Annotated in this window: 15 protein-coding genes and 1 riboswitch; of the genes, 10 read left to right on the plus strand and 5 right to left on the minus strand. The window is 62.6% G+C overall.

The window, feature by feature from the left end:
• Positions 1–49 precede the first annotated feature (49 nt).
• Positions 50–2,062 (minus strand): acetyl-CoA carboxylase biotin carboxylase subunit, encoded by a 2,013-nt coding sequence (locus tag MESCI2_RS0111995; RefSeq protein ID WP_027036814.1) that lies wholly within the window; start codon positions 2,060–2,062, stop codon positions 50–52.
• Between the two features lie 198 nt (positions 2,063–2,260).
• On the opposite strand from MESCI2_RS0111995, the gene MESCI2_RS0112000 reads away from it, so the two are divergent.
• The 5 genes from MESCI2_RS0112000 to MESCI2_RS0112020 all read left to right on the plus strand — a co-directional run bounded on the left by MESCI2_RS0112000 (position 2,261) and on the right by MESCI2_RS0112020 (position 6,400).
• A complete protein-coding gene (locus tag MESCI2_RS0112000; protein WP_027036815.1) occupies positions 2,261–3,388 on the plus strand; it encodes an S-(hydroxymethyl)glutathione dehydrogenase/class III alcohol dehydrogenase in 1,128 nt (375 codons plus the stop codon).
• A gap of 68 nt (positions 3,389–3,456) precedes the next feature.
• Positions 3,457–3,927: a YaiI/YqxD family protein gene (locus MESCI2_RS0112005; RefSeq protein WP_027036816.1), complete on the plus strand. Its 471-nt coding sequence runs from the start codon at positions 3,457–3,459 to the stop codon at positions 3,925–3,927.
• 23 nt (positions 3,928–3,950) lie between these two features.
• Positions 3,951–4,628 carry a DUF1345 domain-containing protein gene (locus MESCI2_RS0112010; protein WP_027036817.1) on the plus strand — a complete coding sequence of 226 codons (678 nt, stop codon included), beginning with the start codon at positions 3,951–3,953 and terminating at the stop codon, positions 4,626–4,628.
• 97 nt (positions 4,629–4,725) lie between these two features.
• On the plus strand, positions 4,726–5,607 hold the full coding sequence (locus MESCI2_RS0112015) for a cytochrome b/b6 domain-containing protein (RefSeq protein ID WP_032900672.1): 882 nt from the start codon (positions 4,726–4,728) through the stop codon (positions 5,605–5,607).
• Between the two features lies 1 nt (position 5,608).
• Positions 5,609–6,400, plus strand: coding sequence for a molybdopterin-binding protein (locus MESCI2_RS0112020; protein WP_027036819.1), 792 nt, complete (start codon positions 5,609–5,611; stop codon positions 6,398–6,400).
• Between the two features lie 40 nt (positions 6,401–6,440).
• Here the strand turns inward: MESCI2_RS0112020 and MESCI2_RS0112025 are convergent, their stop codons facing one another.
• Positions 6,441–7,235, minus strand: a complete 795-nt coding sequence (locus tag MESCI2_RS0112025) for a maleate cis-trans isomerase family protein (RefSeq protein WP_027036820.1) — start codon at positions 7,233–7,235, stop codon at positions 6,441–6,443.
• Between the two features lie 220 nt (positions 7,236–7,455).
• Between MESCI2_RS0112025 and MESCI2_RS0112030 the strand changes: the two genes are divergently transcribed.
• Together MESCI2_RS0112030 and MESCI2_RS0112035 are read left to right on the plus strand one after the other, a co-directional pair.
• Entirely contained in the window at positions 7,456–8,736 is a 1,281-nt protein-coding gene (locus MESCI2_RS0112030) for a D-amino acid dehydrogenase (RefSeq protein ID WP_027036821.1), read from the plus strand.
• A gap of 8 nt (positions 8,737–8,744) precedes the next feature.
• A complete protein-coding gene (locus MESCI2_RS0112035) occupies positions 8,745–9,479 on the plus strand; it encodes a GntR family transcriptional regulator (protein ID WP_027036822.1) in 735 nt (244 codons plus the stop codon).
• 37 nt (positions 9,480–9,516) lie between these two features.
• On the opposite strand, the gene MESCI2_RS0112040 is transcribed toward MESCI2_RS0112035, so the two are convergent.
• Positions 9,517–10,518: a hypothetical protein gene (locus MESCI2_RS0112040; RefSeq protein WP_027036823.1), complete on the minus strand. Its 1,002-nt coding sequence runs from the start codon at positions 10,516–10,518 to the stop codon at positions 9,517–9,519.
• A 246-nt stretch (positions 10,519–10,764) separates the two neighbouring features.
• A riboswitch (glycine riboswitch) is annotated at positions 10,765–10,851 on the plus strand.
• A 149-nt stretch (positions 10,852–11,000) separates the two neighbouring features.
• Here MESCI2_RS0112040 and gcvT point away from each other — a divergent pair.
• From gcvT to gcvP, 3 genes are read left to right on the plus strand one after another with little or no spacing between them, the layout of a single operon-like run.
• Complete coding sequence (gcvT, locus tag MESCI2_RS0112045; protein WP_027036824.1) at positions 11,001–12,101, plus strand: glycine cleavage system aminomethyltransferase GcvT; 1,101 nt, start codon at positions 11,001–11,003, stop codon at positions 12,099–12,101.
• Between the two features lie 5 nt (positions 12,102–12,106).
• Positions 12,107–12,475: a glycine cleavage system protein GcvH gene (gcvH, locus tag MESCI2_RS0112050; protein ID WP_027036825.1), complete on the plus strand. Its 369-nt coding sequence runs from the start codon at positions 12,107–12,109 to the stop codon at positions 12,473–12,475.
• Between the two features lie 17 nt (positions 12,476–12,492).
• The gene (gcvP, locus tag MESCI2_RS0112055) at positions 12,493–15,303 is read left to right on the plus strand and encodes an aminomethyl-transferring glycine dehydrogenase (protein ID WP_027036826.1); all 2,811 of its coding nucleotides are present in this window, start codon (positions 12,493–12,495) and stop codon (positions 15,301–15,303) included.
• On the opposite strand, the gene MESCI2_RS0112060 is transcribed toward gcvP, so the two are convergent.
• A complete protein-coding gene (locus MESCI2_RS0112060; protein WP_027036827.1) occupies positions 15,304–16,479 on the minus strand; it encodes a GGDEF domain-containing protein in 1,176 nt (391 codons plus the stop codon).
• 160 nt (positions 16,480–16,639) lie between these two features.
• Positions 16,640–17,110: a hypothetical protein gene (locus MESCI2_RS0112065; RefSeq protein ID WP_027036828.1), complete on the minus strand. Its 471-nt coding sequence runs from the start codon at positions 17,108–17,110 to the stop codon at positions 16,640–16,642.
• Between the last annotated feature and the right edge of the window lie 97 nt (positions 17,111–17,207).

Consider the following 17,207-nt stretch of genomic DNA (forward strand, 5'->3'; position numbering starts at 1 on the left):
CAGTCCAGCACAAACCACTGCTGATCACAGGCTGCCTGCCCGGCTAGCCCTAAGCAAACTCCATGATCACAGCGTCGACAGCCAGGCTGTCGCCCGGTTTGGCGTTGAGTTTGGAGACGACAAGGTCGCGTTCAGCACGCAGCACGTTTTCCATCTTCATCGCTTCGACCACCGCCAAGGTCTCGCCGGCCTTGACCTCCTGGCCTTCGGCAACGGCAATCGACACGACAAGGCCAGGCATCGGGCAAAGCAGCAGGTTCGACGTGTCCGGCGCAACCTTTTCGGGCATCAGCCTTTCCAACTCGGCGGTGCGCGGCAGCATGGCGCGCGCGGTCACCGACATGCCCTTCCAGGCAATGCGAAAGCCATTGGCAACCGGCCTGACCTGAGCAGCGACCTTGCGCGCGCCGACCGTGCCGCGCCAGATCAGATCGCCCGGCCGCCAGTCGGACGAAACGGTCAACGCCCTGCCGGCCTCGATCGACAGATCGATTTCCATCGGAATGGAAATCATGCCCTCGATGATCGACGCCGACAGATAGTCATCATCGATCTTCACGACCCAGTCGCGCTTCAGCGCTCCCGAATGCGGCGCCAGGCGCCCGCCCAGCCGGTCAAGCCGATCACGCCGCAGCAGTTCCACCGCGGTCGCGATCGAGGCCAGCACGGCCTTCTCGTCATCGTTCGGCACGACCGGCGTGAAGCCGTCGGGATATTCCTCGGATATGAAAGCGGTCGATATCCGCCCTTCCCGCCAACGCGGATGCTGCATCAAGGCAGCCAGGAACGGAATGTTGTGCTCGATACCGTCGACGACGAAGCTGTCGAGCGCTTCCGACATGGCATCGATGGCCTCCAGACGCGTCGGCGCCCAGGTGCACAGCTTGGCGAGCATCGGATCGTAGAACATCGAGATTTCGGAGCCTTCGGTGACGCCGGTGTCGTTGCGGATGACGACATCGCCGAATTGTCCTTCCTCAGGCGGCCGGTAGCGCGTCAGCCGGCCGATCGAAGGCAGGAAATTGCGGTAAGGGTCTTCGGCGTAGAGCCGGCTTTCTACCGCCCAGCCGTTCAGTATGACGTCGCTTTGCTTCAGGCCAAGCTTTTCGCCGGCGGCGACGCGGATCATCTGCTCGACCAGATCGATGCCGGTGATGAGCTCCGTCACCGGGTGCTCGACCTGCAATCGCGTATTCATTTCAAGGAAATAGAAGTTTTTCTCGCTGTCGACGATGAATTCCACGGTGCCGGCGCTTTGATAATCGACGGCCCTGGCCAGCGCCACCGACTGCTCGCCCATGGCCTTGCGTGTCGCGGCGTCCAGGAATGGCGATGGCGCCTCTTCGGCGACCTTCTGGTTGCGTCGCTGGATAGAGCATTCGCGCTCGCCGAGATAGAGCGCGTTGCCATGCGCGTCGGCCAGCACCTGGATTTCGATGTGGCGCGGATCGACGACGAATTTCTCGATGAAGAGACGATCGTCGCCAAACGAACTCTTGGCTTCCGAGCGCGCGCGGTCGAAGCCGTCGCGCACTTCGGCCTCGCTCCAGGCGATGCGCATGCCCTTGCCGCCGCCGCCGGCCGAAGCCTTGATCATCACGGGATAGCCGATCTCGCCAGCGATCTTTTCGGCATGGTCGGCATTCTCGATGACGCCGAGCCAGCCGGGCACGGTGGAAACCTTGGCGGCGTTGGCGAACTTCTTCGATTCGATCTTGTCGCCCATCGCCTTGATCGCCTTGGGCTTCGGGCCGATGAAAATGATGCCTTCCGCTTCCAGCGCTTCGCAGAAAGCCGCCCGCTCGGACAGGAATCCGTAGCCGGGATGCACGGCCTGGGCTCCCGTTTCCTTGCAGGCGGCGATGATCTTTTCCGGGACGAGATAGCTCAGCGCGGCTGGCGAAGGCCCGATATGCACCGCCTCGTCGGCCATCTCGACATGCACGGCATCGCGATCGGCATCGGAATAGACGGCAACCGTGGCAATGCCCATCTTGCGCGCCGTCTTGATTACGCGGCAGGCAATTTCGCCGCGATTGGCGATCAGGATCTTGGTGAACATGCGAAATGTCATCCCTCGGGTCGGCCGTTCCTTTTATGGCCTGTGCTTGCAGGGTCAAGCCGACCATGCAATTCACTGCCTTTCAATCGACTTGCGATTCCAATTCATCGCTGTGGCCCAGTCGGGGAGCCAGCTGCCAGTTGATCGTGTCGGCAAAACCTGAAACCTTGGAAAAAAATCCGCATTGGAGGACGCCTGATGAAAACCCGCGCCGCTGTCGCTGTCGCCGCCGGAAAGCCGCTGGAGATCATGGAGGTCGACCTCGACGGGCCGCGTGAGGGCGAGGTGCTGGTCGAGATCAAGGCGACAGGCATCTGCCACACCGACGAATTCACGCTGTCGGGCGCCGATCCCGAAGGCCTGTTTCCAGCCATCCTCGGCCATGAGGGCGCCGGCGTCGTCGTCGATATCGGCAAGGGCGTCACCTCGCTCAAGAAGGGCGACCATGTCATCCCGCTCTACACGCCCGAATGCCGCCAGTGCCATTCCTGCCTGTCGCGAAAAACCAATCTATGCACGGCCATCCGCGCCACCCAGGGCCAGGGCCTGATGCCAGATGGTTCATCGCGCTTCTCGATCGGCAAGGACAAGATCTTTCACTATATGGGCTGCTCGACTTTCTCCAACTTCACCGTGCTGCCCGAGATCGCGCTGGCCAAGGTCAATCCCGACGCGCCCTTCGACAAGATCTGCTATATCGGCTGTGGCGTCACCACCGGCATCGGTGCTGTGATCAACACCGCCAAGGTCGAGATCGGCGCCACCGCGGTGGTCTTCGGTCTCGGCGGCATCGGCCTCAACGTCATCCAGGGCCTGAAGCTTGCAGGCGCCGACATGATCATCGGCGTCGATTTGAACAACGACAAGAAGGAGTGGGGCGAGCGGTTCGGCATGACGCATTTCGTCAATCCAAAGGAGATCGACGGCGATGTCGTGCCCTACCTCGTCAACATGACGAAGCGTGGCGCCGACCAGATCGGCGGCGCCGACTACACATTCGACTGCACCGGCAGCACCAAGGTGATGCGTCAGGCGCTCGAAGCCTCGCATCGCGGCTGGGGCAAGTCGGTGGTCATCGGCGTTGCGGGTGCTGGCCAGGAGATCTCGACGCGGCCGTTCCAGCTGGTCACCGGACGCACCTGGATGGGCACCGCCTTCGGCGGCGCACGCGGCCGCACCGACGTGCCGAAGATCGTCGACTGGTACATGGACGGCAAGATCCAGATCGATCCGATGATCACCCATACGCTCAAGCTCGAGGACATCAACAAGGGTTTCGATCTCATGCATGAGGGCAAGTCTATCCGGAGCGTCGTGGTTTACTGAGGAAGATCACAGGCCGCCGCCCAACCGGCCTGCGCCTCTGTGGTTCACAACGGGAGGAGAAAAGAAACATGAGCGAACTCCCCGCCATTCTCGTCGATGCAGACGCCTGCCCGGTCAAGGCCGAGGTCGAAAAAGTGGCCGACCGGCATGGCGTCGTCGTCACCTACGTCTCCAATGGCGGCCTGCGCCCATCGCGCGATCCGATGGTGCGCAATGTGGTGGTCTCCAAGGGCGCTGATGCCGCCGACGACTGGATCGTCGACAATGCACGCACCAACGACATTGTGATCACCGCCGACATTCCGCTGGCCGCCCGCGCGGTGGCACTTGGCGCGCATGTGCTTGGACCCACGGGGCGCCCCTTCACGCCGGAAACGATCGGCATGGCGGTGGCGATGCGTGACCTGAAGCAGCATCTGCGCGAGACCGGCGAAAGCAAGGGCTACAATGCCAGCTTTGCGCCGCAGGACCGGTCGCGGTTTCTCGGCGAACTCGACCGCATCTTGCGGCGGGCCGTGAAATCGGCCACACCGGATTAGTGCTATCCAGGGCTGGAACCACCATGGCCGCCGAAGCTCCGATAGACAAACCCATGCAGCGCCACATGCTGTTCGCTGTGTCTGCCTGCTTCGGCGTCTTTGCGCTTCTTGTGGCGTTGCTGCTGCACGCCCCGCTCGCCTATTCGATCGGCGCCAACGCATTCTTTGCCGCCTATGTCATTCTCGTCGTCGCCCAGATGCCGAAGTTCACCGGCAGGTATCTGAGTAGGAATGCGCGTGCCGCGGACCAGCCGGTGCTGGTCATCTTCGCCGTGACGCTTGTCGTCGTTGGCGTTGCCGTTATCTCATTGTTCCTGCTGATCAATCAGAAGGACAGAAGCCATCCCGTCGAGCTCACCTTCGCGCTGCTGTCGATCCCGCTCGGCTGGTTCACCATTCATGCCATGGCAGCGCTCCATTATGCCCATGTCTACTGGATGGACGGCGATGCGGTGGATGCCGAGACCAGGAAGAAAATCCCGGTCGGCGGACTGCTGTTCCCGGGTGACAAACGGCCGGAGGGCTGGGATTTCCTGTACTTCTCGACGGTGATCGGCATGACCGCACAGACTGCCGATACCAACATCTCGACAACGCATATGCGTCGTGTCGTGCTTGTCCATTCCATCCTGTCGTTTTTCTTCAACACGGTCATCGTCGCCGCCGCCGTCAATCTCGCCGTCAGCCTGGGCGGTCCGTAATAAATCCGTGATCGGATGAAACATCGGTTTGGATCGCGACGTATCAGGAGGACAATGAACGCGCAGGCCATGCCGCGAGGCCGGGAGACGAAACATCATGGAATCCGTTGCCAGAAGCCAATCCGCCGCCGATCCAGGCGCTTCGGCGTCGAACGACAAAACGCTGATTTACCGGCAGTCGCGCTGGACGCGGCTGACGCATTGGCTCTGGGCCATCTCCTTGTTCTTCATGCTGCTGTCAGGCCTGCAGATTTTCAATGCCCGTCCGCAGCTCTATATCGGCAAAGAATCGGGCTTCGACTACAGCAACACCATCTTCGCCATCGGCGCCGAGAATTCCGATGCGGGTCCGCGCGGCTACACGGAAATCTTCGGGCATCGCTTCGACACCACTGGCGTGCTCGGCTGGTCGGGTCCGGCCGGCCAGGAGACGTCCCGCGCCTTCCCGTCCTGGGCGACCATCCCATCCTACTATGATCTCGGCACCGCGCGCGTCATCCATTTCTTCTTTGCCTGGATACTGACCACGACGTTGATCGTCTGGTTTGTCGCCAGCACCGTGAACGGCCATCTGCGGCGCGATCTCGCGCCACGCCTCGACGATTTGAAGCGATTGCCGCAAGACATCGTCGACCACGCCAAGCTCAAATTCCACCACACGCGCGAATACAACACGCTGCAGAAGATGGCCTATGGCGGCGTGCTGTTCGTGCTGTTGCCGCTGATGATCATCACCGGCCTGGCGATGTCGCCGAGCATGAATTCGGTGCTGCCTTTCCTCAACGATCTGCTCGGTGGCCGGCAGACGGCACGCACCATCCATTTTACCGTCATGGTGCTGCTGGTCGCCTTCTTCGTCGTCCATATTCTGATGATCCTGGCCGCCGGCCCGATCAACGAACTGCGCTCGATCATCACCGGCTGGTATCGCACCGATCCTCCCGCACAGGACGACAATACAGCCGAGAGGAGTGCCTGACATGGCGAAGTTTGAGATCAGCCGCCGCAAATTCCTGACCGGTGCCAGCCTTGGCGCCTCCGGCATCATGCTGTCGGGCTGCGACGCCTTCGACAGCCAGCTAAGCGTTGGCAGCGGCCTGCGCAGCTTCCTCGAAAACGCCAATGGCCTGACATACCGGGCGCAGCGCCTGCTCGCTGGACGCGATGCGCTGGCGCCGGAATTTACCGAGGCCGACATCCGCCAGCCGCAACGGCCGAACGGTGTGACGGCGCCGGACGACGACACCTACAAGGGCCTGCTCGCCAACAATTTCGCCGACTGGCGTCTGGAAGTGACGGGTCTCGTCGAAAAGCCGCTGTCGCTCAGCCGCGAGCAGCTTCAGAACATGCCCAGCCGCACCCAGATCACCCGCCATGACTGCGTCGAAGGCTGGAGCTGCATCGCCAAATGGACTGGCACGCCGCTGTCGCTGGTGCTGGACCAGGCGGTGGTCAAACCGCAGGCGCGCTACGTCATGTTCCATTGCCTCGACACGATCGACCGCAGCCTGTCGGGCGACATCAAATATTACGGCAGCATCGACCTGATCGATGCCCGTCACCCGCAGACGATCCTCGCCTATGGCCTGAACGGCAAGCCGCTGCCGGTCGAGAACGGCGCTCCGCTGCGGGTTCGCGTCGAGCGCCAACTCGGCTACAAGATGCCGAAATATCTCTACAAGATCGAGCTGGTCGACGGCTTCGCCACTGTCGGCGGCGGTCGCGGCGGCTATTGGGAAGACAATGGTTATGACTGGTACGGCGGAATCTGAATCGCACACCGCAAACGCTGCTGGCCCAAAGATGGCCAACCTATAGCGAGCGGCGAAACAGTTCGCCCTTTCCGGCGATCTGCTCGCCAATGCCGCCGAGCCGCAGCATGTGCCAGGCAAGGGCGTGATTGCTCGAGGTTACCGGTTTCCCCAGTTCCTTCTCGACCTCCTCGATGATGCGGGCAACGCGCATGCTGGTGCAGGAAACGAACACCGCCTCACAGTCGCTCGACGCACCGATTTCCAAGATGGCCTGCTTGACCGATGCCGGCGTGATGCGTGCAACGACATTGTCGTCCGCCTCGTTGAAGGAGCCCATGACGGGAATATCCATCCCCCGCGCCATCAGCGATGCCCGCAAGGAATGATTGATTTTCGCGAGATAAGGGGTGAGCAGCGCGATCCGCGGGACGCCCAGGGCCTTCAGCGCCGCCCGCGCCGCCGTCACCGGGTTGGTCACTTGCACGCCCGGCAGCACCTCGTGAACGCGTTCGGCGACCTTGTCCTCGCCGATAACCAGCGCTCCCGAGGTGCAGGCAAAGCCGATCACATCGAACTTGACGTCCGGCAAGAGCCCGACAGTTCCCGGGATGACGGCCGACATCTTCATCAGGTTTTCCGGCGTGATCTCGACATCGCTGTAGAGCCGCGCCTCGTACAGCGCGATGTCGCGCGCGGGCAGCGCATAGCGAAATTCATCCTCGATGGTCTGGTCGGTCCGCAGCACGAGCAGGCCGAGATTGGCGCGCGTGCCGATACCGTCATCGGTCTTGAAGGGAATGTGTTCCTTGTCGAGGACAAGTGTGTCGTCGGCGCGCGTAACCGGGGCGTCCATGGTGCAGTCCCCTTCCTGATGCCAATCAGAATTGTCGACAATAGAAACGGCGATATTGCCGAAACTGTCAAGGGCTCCGTGCAGATCTTGGGAGCCAGTAAACGCTCGAATTTGGGCTTGCGTGGATCACTCATCCGTCGCCGACCCATTCGCCGTTGACAAGGATCGGCGTCTTCCTATTGAATTGTCGACAATAGAACGACAGCCATTCGGGGCAACGATGCGCATATTGATCTTGGGCGGTGGCGTTGTCGGAATCACCACGGCCTATCAGTTGCAAAAGGACGGTCACGCGGTCACCGTTCTCGAGCAGGCACCTCAGGTGGCCGAGGGCGCGAGCTGGGCAAATGCCGGTATGATCGCGCCCGGCCATTCCTTCGTCTGGTCATCGCCGGCCGCGCCAAAAATCCTGCTGAAGTCGCTGTTCCAGAAAGACCAGGCGCTTCGATTCAAACTTTCCGCCGACCCGCATCTCTACAGCTGGTCGCTGCGTTTCCTCATGCAATGCACGGCCGCCAAGGCGCGCCGCAACACGCTGCTCAAACATCGGCTTGCGGTCCATTCCCAATCGGTCCTACGGGCGGTCGTCAGGGACGAAGCGATCCAGTACGACAGGACATCGGCCGGCATTCTTTACTTCCACCGCAGCCGTCAGGCGCTCGACAAGGGCGTCGCCAACATGCGCCTGCTGGAGGCCGATGGCCAGGAGATCCGCATAGTCGACGCGCAGGAAATCGTTGACCGCGAGCCGGCGCTGGCTCCGTCGCGCGGCGGCATCGCCGGCGGCATAGTGTGTCCGACCGACGAAACCGGCGATGCCGCCAAGTTCACGCGCGCGCTGGCGGCCATCGTCGAAACCAGGGGCGGCAAGATTCTGACTGGCACCAGGATCGTCGGGATCGAACGCAGGAACGACGCGATCACGCGGGTCGTCACCGACAAGGGCGAGTTTCGGGCCGACACCTACGTTCTGTGTCTCGGCGCCGAGAGCCCGATCCTCGCCCGCAAGATCGGCCTTGGCCTACCGATCTACCCGATCAAGGGATATTCCCTGACCATTCCCATCGTGGACCAGACCCTGGCTCCAAAGCTTCCCATGATCGATGAGCACAATCTCGTTGCCATCACGCCGATGGGCGATCGCATCCGCGTCACCGCCACAGCGGAATTCGCCGGCTATGATCGCAGCCACAAGCCTTCGGATTTTGCCTTCATGAAGCGCGTCACGCAGGAGCTGTTTCCGCGCGGTATCGCCTATGATCGCGCCGAGATGCGGGCCTGTCTGAGACCAATGACGCCCGACAATCTGCCGATCCTCGGCCTGCGCAACTTAAAAAACCTCTGGCTGAACACCGGCCACGGCCATATCGGCTGGACCATGGCACATGGATCGGCCCGTATCGTCGCCGATCTGATCGCCGGCCGGGCTGCACCAATCGCCCTCGACGGCATCCTTCCCACACAGGCGCGGTTCGCCGAACCAAGCGCCGCAGAGGCTTGACCGACGCCATGCTCCGACCCACCAGGCAAACCAACCAGGGCAACAGCGCGGCCCTGTCATCCAAGCCGATCAAGACCGGCCCGCGTGTCTATGAAGAGATCCGCCGCATGGCGATGGACTATCGCTTCAAGCCGAATGAACGCATCAACGAAGTGGCGCTTGCCGCCAGGCTGAACGTCAGCCGCAGCCCGATCCGGGAGGCCCTCCAGCGGCTGGTTACGGAGGAACTCATCACTTTCCAGACCAACCGCGGCTTCTTTTGCCGGGGCTTCGATGTCGACGAGATCGTCAATCTTTCCGACGTGCGGGCAGTGCTCGAGGAGCGCTCCGTCAGGCTGGCGATCCAGCGTGCGTCCGATGAAGAGCTTGCCGCGCTCGTCGACTGGTGGACGCTCACCATGGCGCGCGCCGACTCGTTTTCCAGCACTGAGCTGACCGCCAGGGACGAGGAGTTTCACATCCGCATCGCCAGGCTGTCAGGCAATCCCGAACTGGCGCGCATGCTCGAAGGCATCAACACGCGCATCCATTTCGTTCGCAAAATCGAAGTGGAGAAGCACCGGCGGCTGTCGACGACCTACACCGAACACAGCGAAATCGCCCGCGCCATGGTAGCCCGCGATGCCGACGGCGCCGCCAGGCTCATGCATGACCACATCGCCATCAGTGTCGCCGATGCCATGTCGACCGTTCGGGAAGGGCTGGCACGGATATACGTCGATGTCGACGTCGACCAGATCTGACCAGCAACCCGGATCTGATTAGGGAATCCCTGGTCGGTCAGGCAACCTTGTCGAGCAGCGGCCGCAGCGCCGGGTGAATTTCCGGCGAGGCGTGCTTGATCAGGGTCAGCAGCGCGCGTTCGTTCTCGTAAAGAGGCCTGTCGACGCCGATATGTTCGATCAGCCAGCCGGCTTCGCCGGCATCGATCGTCTCGGCGCGGCGGGCCAGAGCCTCGGCCGCCCTGTTCTTGGCTTCCCACTCGGCCTCGACGTCGCCTGGAGACCGATAGGCTTCCATGATGCCGGCAAGGCCGCCGGAGATCATGCGGTTGAAGAAGCCGCCGATTTCCGGATCTGCATGTTCGAGGAATGCATCACGGCGCAGCGCCACATCGCGCGTCGGTGCTTCGTAGCCGGCCGACCACATAACGAAATTGGCGATCGCCTTGACGAACAGCTCGTTCCAGGACGGATCGTTGTGCCCTTGAGCAGTGCACTCGTTGATCTTGAACAGCACCTCGGCCTCGGCGCGCGTGATGGCGATGTTGCCGTCGCCGCCATGGGCATGGAGGATCCGGCGCAGCAGCTCGACCTCCGCCCGTGCGATGAGCCCGGGAACCAGCGTGCCGCCGAGCATCAGCGGCCCCTTGCCGTCAATGACGGCATGCGCCACCTGCTCCAGCGCATACACACAAAGCTGGCTCGGCGACGATTTCGCCTGTTCCAGCACATGCACCAGCAATTCGAGCTCGGTCCGGCTGTCAACCATGCCATCGCGCGAGATCGTGCGGATCAGCCAGTCGGCATTGTCCTGCGAGATATAGCCCGATGGCTTTTCCTGGTGGACGATATAGTCGGTGACCGCCTCGACGAAGAAAGGCGGCCATTCCTGGCATTTGTCCTTCGCCGTTGCATCGAGCGCGAACAGCGCCTCGGCCTCGCCGCGCGTCACGACTCCGTCGCCGAACACTTCATGGCGCAACATCGCCACGTCCTCCGCGGCGATGCGGCTTTTCGAGGTCAGCCCGGCCACCGGCGCGCTCATGATCAATTCGCCCATTTGTCGTCCCCGTCCGCCGTCGCCAAGCGCCGGCCTCATAGCGTCATACAAGCCAACATATCAGCAGTGTCTTGAAAAACCGGCAAACGGCGTGGTTAGCGAAGACTTGTCGGCCAACGCATGTCGCCCAAAAACGTGCCGCGGTTTTGAAGAACGGCATGCACGCGCTTTAGATGTCGCGGACAGGTGACAAGCCGTCGCGCGCAAGCTATGGATGGCGCGTCGAGGACTCAGGGTCTTGAGTCCTACCTGTTTGCGGGAGAGAACAGCGAGAGCTGTCGCCGAAGGGGAAATCGCCCGAAATCTCTCAGGCAAAAGAACCGTAGACGGGAAAGACACTCTGGAAAGTCGGGGCTTGCCCCCGCGCCGAAGGTGTAAGCGCCGCTGACAGAGTTCCGGCTGCGCGAGTCTCTCAGGCTTCAGACAGAGGGGCACGGACTGGTCGCCATTCGCGACCGATTGCGTGCGACTCTGGAGACGACATGACGGGCGACGACACAAGACACCTCCCCCTCGAAGACATCCATGTGGCCGCCGGTGCGCGCTTCGGCGCTTTTGCCGGCTGGTCGATGCCGCTGACCTATCCGGCGGGCGTCATGAAGGAACATCTTCACACCCGCGAACAGGCCGGCCTGTTCGACATCTCGCATATGAAGCTGTTCGAGGTGAGCGGACCGGAAGCAGTTCCATTGCTCAACCGCGCCTGTCCACTGGATGCCGGCGCGCTCGAAATCTCGCAATCCAAACTGTCCTTCTTCCTCAATGAAGCAGGCGGCATCCTGGACGACCTGATCGTCACCAGACTTGGCGATGCCAGGTTCATGGTGGTCGCCAATGCCGGCAACGCCGTGGCCGACGAAAAGCATTTGCGTGCACTTGCCACGGATTTCGAGGCGAAGGTCGAGCCGCTCGACCGCGTCTTCCTGGCCATCCAAGGTCCTGAAGCTTGGGCTGCTCTTTCCCGCGCCGGCATCGAGACCGGCTCGCTGCTGTTCATGCATGGGGTCGAACCGCGCAAGAACTGGTTCATGAGCCGGTCGGGCTATACGGGCGAGGACGGTTTCGAGATCGGCCTGCCGGAAGCCGATGCACGCGACCTCGTCGCCAAGCTGCTCGGCGACGAACGCGTGCTGTGGATCGGCCTGGCCGCGCGCGACAGCCTGCGGCTGGAGGCAGGACTGTGCCTGCATGGCCAGGACATCACGCCGGAGACCGATCCGGCCAGCGCCGCCTTGATGTGGGCAATTCCAAAGGACATCCGCGCTTCCGGCGCTTTCATCGGCGCCGACGCGCTGCGCGCCGCCGTGGAACGAGGACCCGCGCAAAAGCGGGTCGGGCTTAAGCCGGAAGGTCGCCAGCCGGTGCGTGGCGGTGCCGCGCTTTTTGACGCCGACGGCAATCCGGCCGGCCAGGTCACATCGGGCGGCTTCGGCCCCTCGGCCGGCCATCCGGTCGCCATGGGCTATGTCTCGACACCTCTGGCAAAGCCCGGAATGCGGGTCTTCGCCGATGTGCGCGGGACGAAAATCCCGGTCGATATCAGTTCCCTGCCCTTCACACCCCATCGCTACCGCAAAGGATGATCTCAATGGCAACGACCTATTTCACATCGGATCACGAGTGGCTCCGCGTCGAGGGCGGCATCGCCACCGTCGGCATCACTGATTACGCGCAGGAGCAGCTCGGCGACCTCGTCTTCGTCGAACTGCCGGAGACCGGAAAAAAATTGACCAAGGGCGACACCGCCGTCGTGGTCGAATCCGTCAAGGCGGCATCGGATGTCTATGCGCCAGTCGATGGCGAGATCACCGAGGCCAACGGCACGCTGTCGTCGGATCCGTCACTGGTCAACTCGGCCGCAACAGGGGCCGGCTGGCTGTGGAAGATGAGGCTCGCCGACGAAAGCCAGCTCGCCGGTCTCATGGATGAGGCCGCCTACAAAGCCCATATCGGTTGATATCAGGACTTATTAACATGACCGCAGCACCCTACCCCTTCTCGGCCCGCCATATCGGTCCCGGCCTCAACGACACCAGAGCGATGCTGGCCGCCATCGGTGTGCCCTCGATCGAGACGCTGATCAGCCAGTCCGTACCGAAGTCGATCCGGCTTGATCGGCCGCTTGCCTTGCCGGCACCGGCGAGCGAGGCGGAAGCGCTGGCCGAACTCTCGGCTGTCATGTCCGGAAATACGGTGTTGAAGAGCTTCATCGGCGCCGGTTATCACGGTGTCCATGTGCCGCCGGTTATCCAGCGAAATCTGTTCGAGAATCCTGCCTGGTACACGGCCTATACCCCCTATCAGGCCGAGATCAGCCAGGGCCGCCTCGAAATGCTGTTCAATTTCCAGACGCTGGTCACCGAATTGACCGGCCTGCCGGTGGCCTCGGCCTCGCTGCTGGATGAGGCAACAGCCGTGGCCGAGGCGGTCGGCATTGCGCTGCGCCATCACCGCGACAAGCGCACCAAGGTAGCACTCGCCGGCACGCCGCATCCGCAGACGCTGGACGTGGTGCGCACCCGCGCCGAGCCGCTCGGCATCGAGATCGATGGCGAGACGATCGACGACAACACCGCCGCCCTGCTCGTCTCCTGGCCGGATACGTTTGGTGTCTATGGCGACCACAAGGCGGCGATCGACAAGGCGCGCGCGACCGGGGCTATCGTCGTCTTCATCGCCGACCCGCTCGGCCTGACGCTGACCGACGCGCCGGCCAAGCTTGGCGCCGACATTGCCGTCGGCCCGATGCAGCGCTTTGGCGTGCCGATGGGCTTTGGCGGTCCGCACGCGGCCTATTGCGCCGTCTCCGACAGGCTGACGCGGCTGATGCCTGGCCGCCTGGTCGGCCAGTCCACCGACAGCAAGGGCCGGCCCGGATACCGGCTTGCCTTGCAGACGCGTGAACAGCATATCCGCCGCGACAAGGCGACCTCTAACATCTGCACCGCGCAGGCGTTGCTTGCCAACATGGCGACTGCCTATGCCATCTGGCACGGCCCCGCCGGGCTGCAGGCGATTGCCGGGCGCATCCACACGCTGGCCAATCGTCTTGCCTCCGGGCTCAAAGCAGCAGGTATCTCCGTGCTCGGTTCAAGCCGCTTCGACACGGTGACGGCCGAGGTGAAGGGCAAGGCAGCTTCGATCGCCACTGCGGCTGAAAAGGGCGGCAGATTGCTGCGTGCCGTCGATGCCGACCACATCGGCATTGCCTTCGACGAAACCTCGACCGAGGCCGATCTCGACGCAATCGCGGCCCTGTTCGGCGCCAAGACGGGTGCCTCCGCCGACAGCACTGTGCCCGGCAAGCCGCGCGGCAAGGAGTTCCTGACCCAGCCTGTTTTCCACGAAAACAAGTCGGAAACCGAGATGATGCGCTTCCTGCGCCGGCTGGCCGACAAGGACCTGGCGCTCGACCGCGCCATGATCCCGCTGGGATCCTGCACCATGAAGCTCAACGCCGCCGCCGAGATGATGCCGGTGAGCTGGCCGAGCATTGCCAATCTGCACCCTTTTGCCCCGGCCGCGCACTCGACAGGCTACCGTGCCATGATCGGCGACCTGGAGGGCTGGCTATCGGAGATCACCGGATTCGACGCCGTCACCTTGCAGCCCAATGCCGGCAGCCAGGGCGAATATGCCGGACTGCTCGCCATCCGCGGCTATCACCGCTCACGCGGCGACAACCACCGCACCGTCTGCCTGATCCCCTCCTCGGCACATGGCACTAATCCCGCGAGCGCGGCGATGGCCGGCATGAACGTCGTCGTCGTGCGCTGCACCGAAGACGGCAACATCGACATGGACGACATGAAGGCCAAGGCGACTGAGCATGCGCAAGATCTCGCGGCGCTGATGTTCACCTATCCCTCGACGCATGGCGTGTTCGAGGAAGGCGCACGCGATCTCTGCGCACTGGTCCATGAGCATGGCGGCCAGGTCTATTTCGATGGCGCCAACCTCAACGCGCTGGTCGGGCTTGCCCGTCCCGGCGACATTGGCGCCGATGTCTGCCACATGAACCTGCACAAGACCTTCTGCATACCGCATGGCGGCGGCGGGCCCGGCATCGGGCCGATCGGCGTCAAGGCGCATTTGAAGCCGTATTTGCCCGGCCATGTCACCGAAGGCTCGGCGCACGCTGTCTCCGCCGCCCCCTTCGGCAGCGCCTCGATCCTGCCGATCACCTGGATGTATATCCGCATGATGGGCGCCTCGGGCCTCAAGCAGGCGACCGAAACGGCGATCCTGTCCGCCAACTACATCGCGACGCGGCTCGGTGCGCATTTCCCGGTGCTCTACAAGGGCAGGCAGGGACGCGTCGCGCATGAATGCATCCTCGACACCCGCGTGCTCAAGGAGAGTGCAGGCATCAGTGTCGACGATGTCGCCAAGCGCTTGATCGATTATGGTTTTCACGCGCCGACCATGTCCTTCCCGGTCGCCGGCACGCTGATGGTGGAGCCGACCGAGTCCGAGCCCAAACGGGAACTCGACCGCTTCTGCGAGGCAATGATCGCCATATCGGCAGAGGCAGCAAAAGTCGCCAGGGGCGAATGGCCTTTGGCCGACAATCCGCTGGTCAACGCGCCGCACACCGCCGCCGAGGCACTAGCCGGCCAATGGAACCATCCCTACTCGCGCCTGGAAGCGGCCTATCCGGCCGGCGACGCCGACACGGCAGCCAAGTACTGGCCGCCGGTGTCGCGCATCGACAATGTCGCCGGCGACCGCAACCTGGTCTGCTCGTGCCCGCCGCTGTCGGATTATCTGGGGGCCGCGGAGTAATTACGCTGAGCGCAAGGCCGGCTTGATCGGCTCGGCCTTGCCCATCCTCTTGCGGCTGATGACGCAATTTCGGCCGGCGCGTTTGGCGGCATAGAGCGCCGCGTCTGCCTCGGCCAGCACGTTGTCGAGGCTGCTGCCGCTTGCCTCGCCAAAGCCGATGCCGCCGCTGACCGTGCTGCGCAATTTGCCGAGCTGGGTGGGGACGATTTCGGTGCCGAACGCCACGCCGATCTTACTGGCGAGATCGTAGGCCTTTTCATCCGTCATCCGCGACATGACGATTGCGAACTCCTCGCCGCCCAGGCGAAAGGCGTCGACGCCGGTCCTGGCATATCGCTTGATGACGGCGGCAAAGCGGCACAGAACCTGATCCCCTACCGGGTGACCATAGACATCGTTCGTCCGCTTGAAGTGGTCGAGGTCGAACATGACGATGGACATGAACGGACCGAAACTCCGTTCGCCGTAGAGCGACGTCAATGCCCGGCGGTTCAGCAACCCTGTCAGCGGGTCGGTCATGGTCTCGGCCTTGAGCTCGATCTGCGCCTGCAGATGATGGAGGGAGAGCGTCAATGCTCCGAGCCCGGTCATGCAGGCCACCGCCACGACGGAATTCAATCGTTCAGCCCAATTGTCGGGCGCAACCGCAAGCGTCCATTGCCCCTTGGTCAGCAGAACCACGCCGCAAAGCGCAAACGACATCGCGCAGGTGCCGCTCAGAAACGAAACCACCAGAAGGATGCGGCGATCCTGACTGCCGTTGATCCAGAACATGGCGCCTATCGCCGACAGCAGCGCGGTCACCGTGGTGTAGGTGACGATAAAACCGACGCCGTCAAAACCCATAAAGGTCACGACGGCACAAATGGCCATGGCGGCAAGCACAGGCGCAATGGCACGCCTGTAGCTGGGCACCCCCAAAAATTGCATGGCCGACACGCAGAGGATCAGGAACCCCAGAGTGAGCAGCGCCAGCACGATCTGACAAAGCAGTGGATCGGGATCCTTGGTGTACCGCCAGAACAGGATCACATGCGCGACGAGCACCAGAATTCCGCACGCCACCGTCAGCACGAAACCTGCCTTGGGCGCAGTGAACCAGATCGCAAACATGGTGACGCTGAGGCAGATGCCCGACAGCGCGGCTGCGAGCAGGAGCGAACTGAAGTCCAGCATATCGGGCAAGGGCCTCTCGAGCGTCGGCAGTTGCGCTGCATTCTAGGTCAGCGGCAGCCCTCAGATACGGGTTTTCAGCCGATCCATCGATGCAACCTGCGGATAAGGTTTACAAAACGTCGATGGCACGTGTCCCGAAACCGGACCCATGGACGCGAGATCAACCCTTGTTCAAGAGAGCAAGGTTTGCGTCGACCACGGTGGGATCGGCCATGCCGGCCTTCGCTTCGAGCAGCAGCGCCTTGGCCTTCTTGCGATTGCCGCGCAGCAGTTGCGAATAACCCATATTGTTGACGATCTGCGGCTTGCGGCCGGCGACTTTCAAAAGCTGGCCGTAGGCACGGTCGGCGAAGTCGAAGCGGCCGAGTTCATCATAGGAAGCGGCGAGCCCCATCCAGGCTTCGGCGTTGTCGGCCTTCAACTCGACGGCCTTGCGGAAGTGCTTTTCGGCGAGGCCGTAATTGGCGTCGCGAAACTGCGCCTTGCCTTGCGCCAGATCGGAAGTTTCGATGTCTTTTGCCGCCGGTTGGATGGCGGTGGTCTTGGTCGTGTCGACGCCACCCGTCGTACAGCCAGACATCATCAAGACGGCCGCCATCGCGGCCATTGCCGTGAAATTACTGTGACGCATGCCCCTGCCTCATCGCCCGATTTGCCGGGTCGTTCTTCAGGAAACACACTATATCAGCGGCGATTAAACTTCGGTGCCGAAACGCCGCCAAAATTCG

The sequence above is a fragment of the Mesorhizobium ciceri WSM4083 genome, from assembly GCF_000519305.1.
Lineage (GTDB): Bacteria > Pseudomonadota > Alphaproteobacteria > Rhizobiales > Rhizobiaceae > Mesorhizobium > Mesorhizobium ciceri_B.

What these genes read in the sequence shown, in the direction of transcription:
- MESCI2_RS0111995 (WP_027036814.1), bottom strand. Translation starts at nt 2,062, where the DNA reads ATGTTCACCAAGATCCTGATCGCCAATCGCGGCGAAATTGCCTGCCGC.
- MESCI2_RS0112000 (WP_027036815.1), top strand. Translation starts at nt 2,261, where the DNA reads ATGAAAACCCGCGCCGCTGTCGCTGTCGCCGCCGGAAAGCCGCTGGAG.
- MESCI2_RS0112005 (WP_027036816.1), top strand. Translation starts at nt 3,457, where the DNA reads ATGAGCGAACTCCCCGCCATTCTCGTCGATGCAGACGCCTGCCCGGTC.
- MESCI2_RS0112010 (WP_027036817.1), top strand. Translation starts at nt 3,951, where the DNA reads ATGGCCGCCGAAGCTCCGATAGACAAACCCATGCAGCGCCACATGCTG.
- MESCI2_RS0112015 (WP_032900672.1), top strand. Translation starts at nt 4,726, where the DNA reads ATGGAATCCGTTGCCAGAAGCCAATCCGCCGCCGATCCAGGCGCTTCG.
- MESCI2_RS0112020 (WP_027036819.1), top strand. Translation starts at nt 5,609, where the DNA reads ATGGCGAAGTTTGAGATCAGCCGCCGCAAATTCCTGACCGGTGCCAGC.
- MESCI2_RS0112025 (WP_027036820.1), bottom strand. Translation starts at nt 7,235, where the DNA reads ATGGACGCCCCGGTTACGCGCGCCGACGACACACTTGTCCTCGACAAG.
- MESCI2_RS0112030 (WP_027036821.1), top strand. Translation starts at nt 7,456, where the DNA reads ATGCGCATATTGATCTTGGGCGGTGGCGTTGTCGGAATCACCACGGCC.
- MESCI2_RS0112035 (WP_027036822.1), top strand. Translation starts at nt 8,745, where the DNA reads ATGCTCCGACCCACCAGGCAAACCAACCAGGGCAACAGCGCGGCCCTG.
- MESCI2_RS0112040 (WP_027036823.1), bottom strand. Translation starts at nt 10,518, where the DNA reads ATGGGCGAATTGATCATGAGCGCGCCGGTGGCCGGGCTGACCTCGAAA.
- gcvT (WP_027036824.1), top strand. Translation starts at nt 11,001, where the DNA reads ATGACGGGCGACGACACAAGACACCTCCCCCTCGAAGACATCCATGTG.
- gcvH (WP_027036825.1), top strand. Translation starts at nt 12,107, where the DNA reads ATGGCAACGACCTATTTCACATCGGATCACGAGTGGCTCCGCGTCGAG.
- gcvP (WP_027036826.1), top strand. Translation starts at nt 12,493, where the DNA reads ATGACCGCAGCACCCTACCCCTTCTCGGCCCGCCATATCGGTCCCGGC.
- MESCI2_RS0112060 (WP_027036827.1), bottom strand. Translation starts at nt 16,479, where the DNA reads ATGCTGGACTTCAGTTCGCTCCTGCTCGCAGCCGCGCTGTCGGGCATC.
- MESCI2_RS0112065 (WP_027036828.1), bottom strand. Translation starts at nt 17,110, where the DNA reads ATGCGTCACAGTAATTTCACGGCAATGGCCGCGATGGCGGCCGTCTTG.